5 protein-coding genes are annotated in these 6,031 nt (G+C 61.0%); 1 reads left to right on the forward strand and 4 read right to left on the reverse strand.

The annotated features are described in order from the left end of the window. Positions 1 to 23: 23 nt before the first annotated feature. The 3 genes from BAUR9175_RS17470 to BAUR9175_RS17480 form a co-directional block, all read right to left on the reverse strand. Positions 24 to 917, reverse strand: a complete 894-nt coding sequence (locus BAUR9175_RS17470) for an SDR family oxidoreductase (RefSeq protein WP_101584733.1) — start codon at positions 915 to 917, stop codon at positions 24 to 26. Positions 918 to 1,006: 89 nt separating this feature from the next. After that, positions 1,007 to 1,189: a hypothetical protein gene (locus BAUR9175_RS17475; protein ID WP_101584734.1), complete on the reverse strand. Its 183-nt coding sequence runs from the start codon at positions 1,187 to 1,189 to the stop codon at positions 1,007 to 1,009. A 184-nt stretch (positions 1,190 to 1,373) separates the two neighbouring features. Then, positions 1,374 to 3,962, reverse strand: coding sequence for an ATP-dependent DNA ligase (locus BAUR9175_RS17480; protein ID WP_101584736.1), 2,589 nt, complete (start codon positions 3,960 to 3,962; stop codon positions 1,374 to 1,376). A 170-nt stretch (positions 3,963 to 4,132) separates the two neighbouring features. Here BAUR9175_RS17480 and ku point away from each other — a divergent pair, with 170 nt between their 5' ends. Next, the gene (ku, locus tag BAUR9175_RS17485) at positions 4,133 to 5,035 is read left to right on the forward strand and encodes a non-homologous end joining protein Ku (RefSeq protein ID WP_101584737.1); all 903 of its coding nucleotides are present in this window, start codon (positions 4,133 to 4,135) and stop codon (positions 5,033 to 5,035) included. Between the two features lie 226 nt (positions 5,036 to 5,261). On the opposite strand, the gene BAUR9175_RS17490 is transcribed toward ku, so the two are convergent. Next, positions 5,262 to 5,792: a MarR family winged helix-turn-helix transcriptional regulator gene (locus BAUR9175_RS17490; protein ID WP_127362334.1), complete on the reverse strand. Its 531-nt coding sequence runs from the start codon at positions 5,790 to 5,792 to the stop codon at positions 5,262 to 5,264. Positions 5,793 to 6,031: the final 239 nt, after the last annotated feature.

The raw sequence follows: 6,031 nt of genomic DNA on the forward strand, positions 1-6,031 counted from the left end.
CGGTGTTGGCCGAGAACGTTCTGTCACGGCGTGGGCTGGCCCCCATTGACGTTGAGGGTCTCACCCAGGACGTAACTCGACTCCGCCGAGGTGAGGAACACATAAGCTGGCGCGAGCTCAGTCGGCTGACCGGCTCGCCCCAAGGGAGTGTTCTTCCCGAAATGGGGCAGTGCTTCCTTCGGCTGACCGTCAGAGACCTGAAGGGGTGTCCAGATCGGGCCGGGCGCAACCGCGTTGACTCGGATGCCGCGTGGAGCCAGCTGAGTGGCCAGTCCTTTGGTGAAGTTGTTGATCGCAGCTTTTGTCGACGCATAGTCCAGCAAGTGGGTCGATGGAGAATACGCTTGAACGGACGTCGAGTTCACAATCGTTGCGCCGGCGGGCAGATAGCCGACTGCCGTCTTCGTCACGCGGAACATGGCGCGAATATTGGTCTCGAAAGTATTGCCCCACTGTTCGTCGGACAGGTCTTCGATCTCTTCGACTGCGATCTGTCGCCCCGCGTTATTCACCAGGGCGTCGAGTCCGCCTAGTTCGTCTGCCGCATCATGGACGACCTGCTGGCAGTAGTCGGGGTCGGCGAGGTCACCGGGCAAAGGGACCGCTGTGCCGCCGGCCTCGCGGATGACTTCGCAGACGTGTCGTGCGTCGTCCTCCTCAGCAGGAAGGTACGACAGGGCGACATCTGCTCCTTCGCGGGCGAACGCGATAGCAACTGCCGAGCCGATGCCGGAATCAGCACCGGTGATCAGCGCCTTGCGTCCCTTGAGCCGACCGGTGCCGCGATAACTCTGCTCGCCACGGTCAGTGCCTGGAATCAGTTCGACGTCCAGGCCCGGCTCAGGCTGGTCCTGTTTGGGTGGAGAGATGTCCGGAAATCGTTTCACCGGATCCTGGAAAGTCAGTTGGTCGCTCATGAGCTGTGGCTCCTTTCAACTGGTGGTCGATTCGCTTCGGCTGGCCAGGGTCTGTTGAGAGATAAGCCGCCTGGTGAGAGATGAGCCGGTCAGTAATGCGCTGGCGGGTCGCTCGCGGGAAAAGACTCGTCTTCCCATTCATCGACCAACTCATCATCGTGTTCTTTAGTGGAGTGATCTGTTCCGGGCGTTTCAGCAACATCGTGCGGCGCTTCATCGGGAACAGTGTTGAGGGTCTCCTCCATGCTCTCGGCATCTCGATCATTCGTCATCGTCGCCTCTTTTCACTGATGCCGCATCCGCGATCATCAGACTCATTGCGATCTTGGTCAGCACGGTGCTCTCTGAAGCTTCCGTACTGTCCCGGTGCCGTCACATTAACAGTCTCCTCGGAGTCTCGTAACCCCCGTTGTGACCGACGTGGCCTGCGGGAGAACATGCTCGGCCCCTCCTGGCTCAGGCGGTGACCTCCTCCGGGTCGATGTCCTCGCGGAGTCCGCGCCATACGGGATGACGCAGACGACCAGCCTCGGTGATACCTCCGTATCGGACCTCACCGACGAGGCTGGGCCGCACCCAGTTCGCATCACGTGACTCGGCGGCAGGAACATCCAGGGAAGGTGTCTTCCGGCTCAGGCGATCGAGCTGTGCCCGCAGAGCCTGCAGCTGGTGGTCGTCGAAGCCGGTGCCCACACGACCCAGATAGACCAGACCGTCCTTTTCGTGGGCCGCCAGCAGCAGCGAAGAGAAGGTCTCGGAACGCTCCCCTTTGCCGGTGCGCCACCCGACGATGATCACGTCGCGAGTGGAGGTGTGTTTGAGTTTGGCCCAGGTGTGGGTTCGTCTGCCCGGCAGATAGGTGCTGTCGGTCTGCTTCGCCATGACTCCTTCGAGCTGGAGTTCACGACTGGCCTCCATCGCCTTGTCGACGGTTCCTTCGAAGGCCGCCGGCACATGGATGTGCTCACCCTCGGTGACCATGTCGAAGAGACGTTCACGTCGTCCGAGATACGGAGTCTTCAGCAATGAAGCGCCATCAACGTTCAACACATCGAAGACCATCAGATACACCGGTGTGCGCTCACGTTCACGTTCAATGTCGCTCTCACGAGTCAGCCCCATCCTGCGTTGCAGCCGCCCGAAGTCGGGACGACTGCCGGGGCCCAGCGCAACGATCTCTGCGTCAAGGATGCAATCAGCGTCCACGCAGTCGGCGAGCTCGATGAGTTCGGGGTAGGCCTTCGTCATATCGTGACCATTGCGGCTGGTCAACGCGATCGACCCGGACGAATCATCGGTGCCGGCGCGCACGGAGGCGAGCGCACGGATGCCGTCCCACTTCATTTCGAATGCCCAGTCCTCGGCCTGTCGGCGAACGGAGGGAAGGCTTCCGATACTGGCCAGCATCGGTGCCATGTCAGTGGGCTGCGCATCAGTGGAACCGGTGCGCTCGGGGCCTGTGGATCCGTTTCGCTTGGAATCGGTGTGCTCAGTCGAAGCTTTGCCCCGCCTCGGCGAGTTCTTGGATGAGTTCTCGGATGAGTTCGTGGATGAGTCCTTGGTCAGCTGGATCATCCAGTTCTTCTCGGGTTCCTTGTTCGGCCCGTGCTCGCCGGTGTTGAACAGTGCGAATCGTCGTTCTCCCCCTAGCCCGCCGTCTTCGGCCCCATGGAGGACAGCGATGATCTCGCGACCCTCCTTCCACTTCTCGAGTTCGTAGGTCCCGGAGTCCCAGATCGTGACCTCGCCCGCACCGTACTGTCCCTTCTCGATCGTGCCTTCGAAGCTTCCGTATTCGAGCGGGTGGTCCTCGGTCTGGATGGCCAGATGATTGTGCTTCGGATCGGTGGGCGGTCCTTTCGGCAGTGCCCACGAGACCAGCACGCCCTCGTGTTCGAGTCGGAAGTCCCAGTGCAGTGTACTGGCGTGATGTTCCTGGATGACGAAGAAGAGCTCGTCCCCGCTGGTGCCGTGACTGTCGGGCACCGGTTCGCTGGTGTGCTTCGGGTCACGCTTGGATCGGTAGATGTCCAGGCGGTCGCGCGGCGCCTTCGATGAACTCGACGTTCCTTTCGTCGAAGCGGGTGCGGCTCCCGCCGAGGTGGGGGCCGGATTTGCTGAATCGCCGGCAGTCTGCGCCAACGGTTCGAGCAGATCGCCGTGGTCGTCGATCCGTTCAAGGACCTCCTCGAAGCGCAGCTGCTCGAGAGCGGGCGGGTCGTCGAGTTCGTCCCAGGTCCGCGGTGTCGCCACTGTGGGGGTGAACCGGCCGCGCAGAGAATAGGGGGCCACTGTCGTCTTCGCCGCTGAGTTCTGGGACCAGTCGATGAGCACCTTGTTCTCTCGCAGCGTCTTCTTCATGGCTGAGACGACGAGGTCTTTGTGATCGGCTTCGAGGCTGCGCGCCAACTCGTGGGCGACGTCGGAGATCTGCTGGCTTGATGCCGATCCATCGAGCGGCGCATAGAGATGGATCCCCTTGGAGCCGCTGGTCACCGGGTAGGCGTCGAGATCCATCCCGGTCAGCAGGTCTCTCACCAGCTGTGCGACCTCGATACAGTCGGCCAGTTCGCGTCCTGGCCCCGGATCGAGGTCGAAGACCATGCGGTCAGGATGCCGTGTCGTCGACTCGATGGTGCCGGGGTCAGATGACCCCTTCGCGACCTGCCATTGAGGGATGTGGATCTCGAGTGAGGCCATCTGGGCAAGGTAGGTCAATGTCGCACGGTCCTGGACCAGCGGGTACCTTTTGGATCCGGTGGAATGACGGATGGAACGGGATGTGAGCCACGATGGTGCGGAATCGGGGAGGTTCTTCTCAAAGAACACGTCTCCCGGTTTCTGCGGTGTGCCGACACCGTCGACCCAACGTTTGCGGGTGGCGATGCGGTCATGGGCGTGCCGGATCAGATGTTCGTGAATGTGAGCGTAGTAGTCGAGCACCTCGCCCTTAGTTGTGCCTGTCTCGGGATAGAAGACCTTGTCGAGATTGGTCAGCGTCAACCGATGCCCGTCGACGGTGACTTTCTGTTCCTGGCGTGACATGGACACCTCCTGTGGTCTGTACGGTACCCGCTCACAGCAGAGTGCACGAGGGGGCACGGACGGTGGCGATGCCACGACCACCTCGGCGCTGGAGCCCTTCCAGGTCGGGCGGCCAGCAGGGCCAGCCGATGGGGGTAGCCAAGGTGCTGAGACTGAGTTTCAATGGAGGGATGAGAGCCATTTGGACCGGATCGATTGTGTTTGGTCTCGTCAACGTGCCGGTGAAGCTGTACTCGGCCACCGAGAACCACGATGTCAGCATGCACCAGGTGCATGAGAAGGACGGCGGACGCATCCGCAATCAACACCGTTGTCAGGAGTGCGGGAAAGTCGTTGAGTTCGACGACATGGTCAAGGCCTACGACGACGGCGACAACCGCGTGATTCTCACGAAAGACGATTTCGAAGCCCTGCCCGCCGATGAGAATGACGACCTTGACGTCCTCCAGTTCGTGCCCAACGATCAGATCGACCCGATCATGCTGGAGAAATCGTATTTCCTGGAGCCGACGTCGAAGACACCGAAGGCCTATCTGCTGCTGCGGCAGACGCTCGAAGACACCGACCGCACGGCCATCGTGAAGATCACTCTGCGCACCCGCACCCGACTGGCGATCCTGCGAGTGTGTGGAAAGGTGCTCATGATCCAGACATTGCGGTGGGCCGATGAGATCCGCGACGTCGACTTCAAGGGAGTGAACTCCCAGGCGAAGATCTCCAAAAAGGAAATGGAGATGTCAGCCAAACTCGTCGAATTGTATTCGGAGGACTTCACACCGGAGGAGTTCAACGACGACTACCAGGACGAACTGCGCAAGCTCATCGACGCGAAGATCGACAAGGGAGAAACCCTCGACCTGGAAAAGGCCTTCCCTGACGAGGACGAGGACGAAGAACCCGGCGGCGACGTCATCGACCTGATGGAGGCGCTGCGCAAATCCGTCGACAGCTCCCGATCGTCGAAATCGTCGAAGAAGAGCTCGAGCAAATCGGGTGCGAAGAAGTCCGGGGCCAAGAAGTCCGGGGCGAAGAAATCGACGGGGTCGAAATCAGCGAAGAAGAAGACCGGGTAACGCGGGGCAGGCAGTGACGTCCACCCCACTTGCGGCTGGGCGAGCGGTGTTCTTCCCGCCCGTGGCCTGCGCATCGGATGGCCCCGGCGAGGGCTTCGGCATCCGAGCGCCCCAAGGTCGCCGGGAGCTCCGACTTCTTCGGCACTCCGGCACTGCTGAGTTCTACCACGGTGACCACATCTCCTCACATACGTGAAGTGCACGGTTACCTCGACGGCAACGCAGATCACCCTTCCGAGTCAGCGGACGTTTCTGATTCCCCGAATCCTCGTCGAGGTTGTTGATCCTCAGTCCTGCTGGCTGAACCGCCATTCGACACCTGCCCTGGGACAGCCAGGTCGCCCTGCGGTTGGTCAGCTTCTACCAGAGCTGAGAGGAATCGGACGACGACCTCGCGTTCTTCGGAACTCATTGCTGCGGCGGCATCAAAGCGGCGTGCGTGCTGGCGGCCGATCGTCTCCCGTGCCGCTCGGGCCGTCTCCGGCGTCACCTCGATGCATATCGTCCGCCGATCTTTGGCGTGCGGTGAGCGACTCAGATGGCCACCCGCGACAAGACGGTCGATGAGCTTCGTCGTCGACGCGCTGGAGATCCCGACATCACGGGCGATGTCCTTCGGGGTGACGACCCGCCCCTGCTTCTGAGCGTGGATGAGCATCCGGATGGCGCGCATGTCACTGTCGTTGAGGTGCATATAGCGCCTGGATGCCTCAGACAGTGCCCGATCAGCTTCGCGCCAACGGCGCAGAGCTTCCATGATGGAGTTGCATTGACTGATTTCGGCCCGCGACAAGTGAGAACGACCGGAGAATTCCGGCTCGTTCAAGAAATAGTTCAGATCTGAATCCGGGCGGATTCCTCTCTCTACGGCGAGGTGCCTCACTGAGGAGTGAGCGCGTGATCCGTGTTGGTGCCTCAGCATTTTTGAGCGTGAGGCTTACGGTTCACTAATTCGTTTGGAGTCGATTCATCGACGGTTTCAATGATGCCATGTCC

The sequence above is a fragment of the Brevibacterium aurantiacum genome (genome assembly GCF_900169065.1).
GTDB lineage: Bacteria > Actinomycetota > Actinomycetes > Actinomycetales > Brevibacteriaceae > Brevibacterium > Brevibacterium aurantiacum.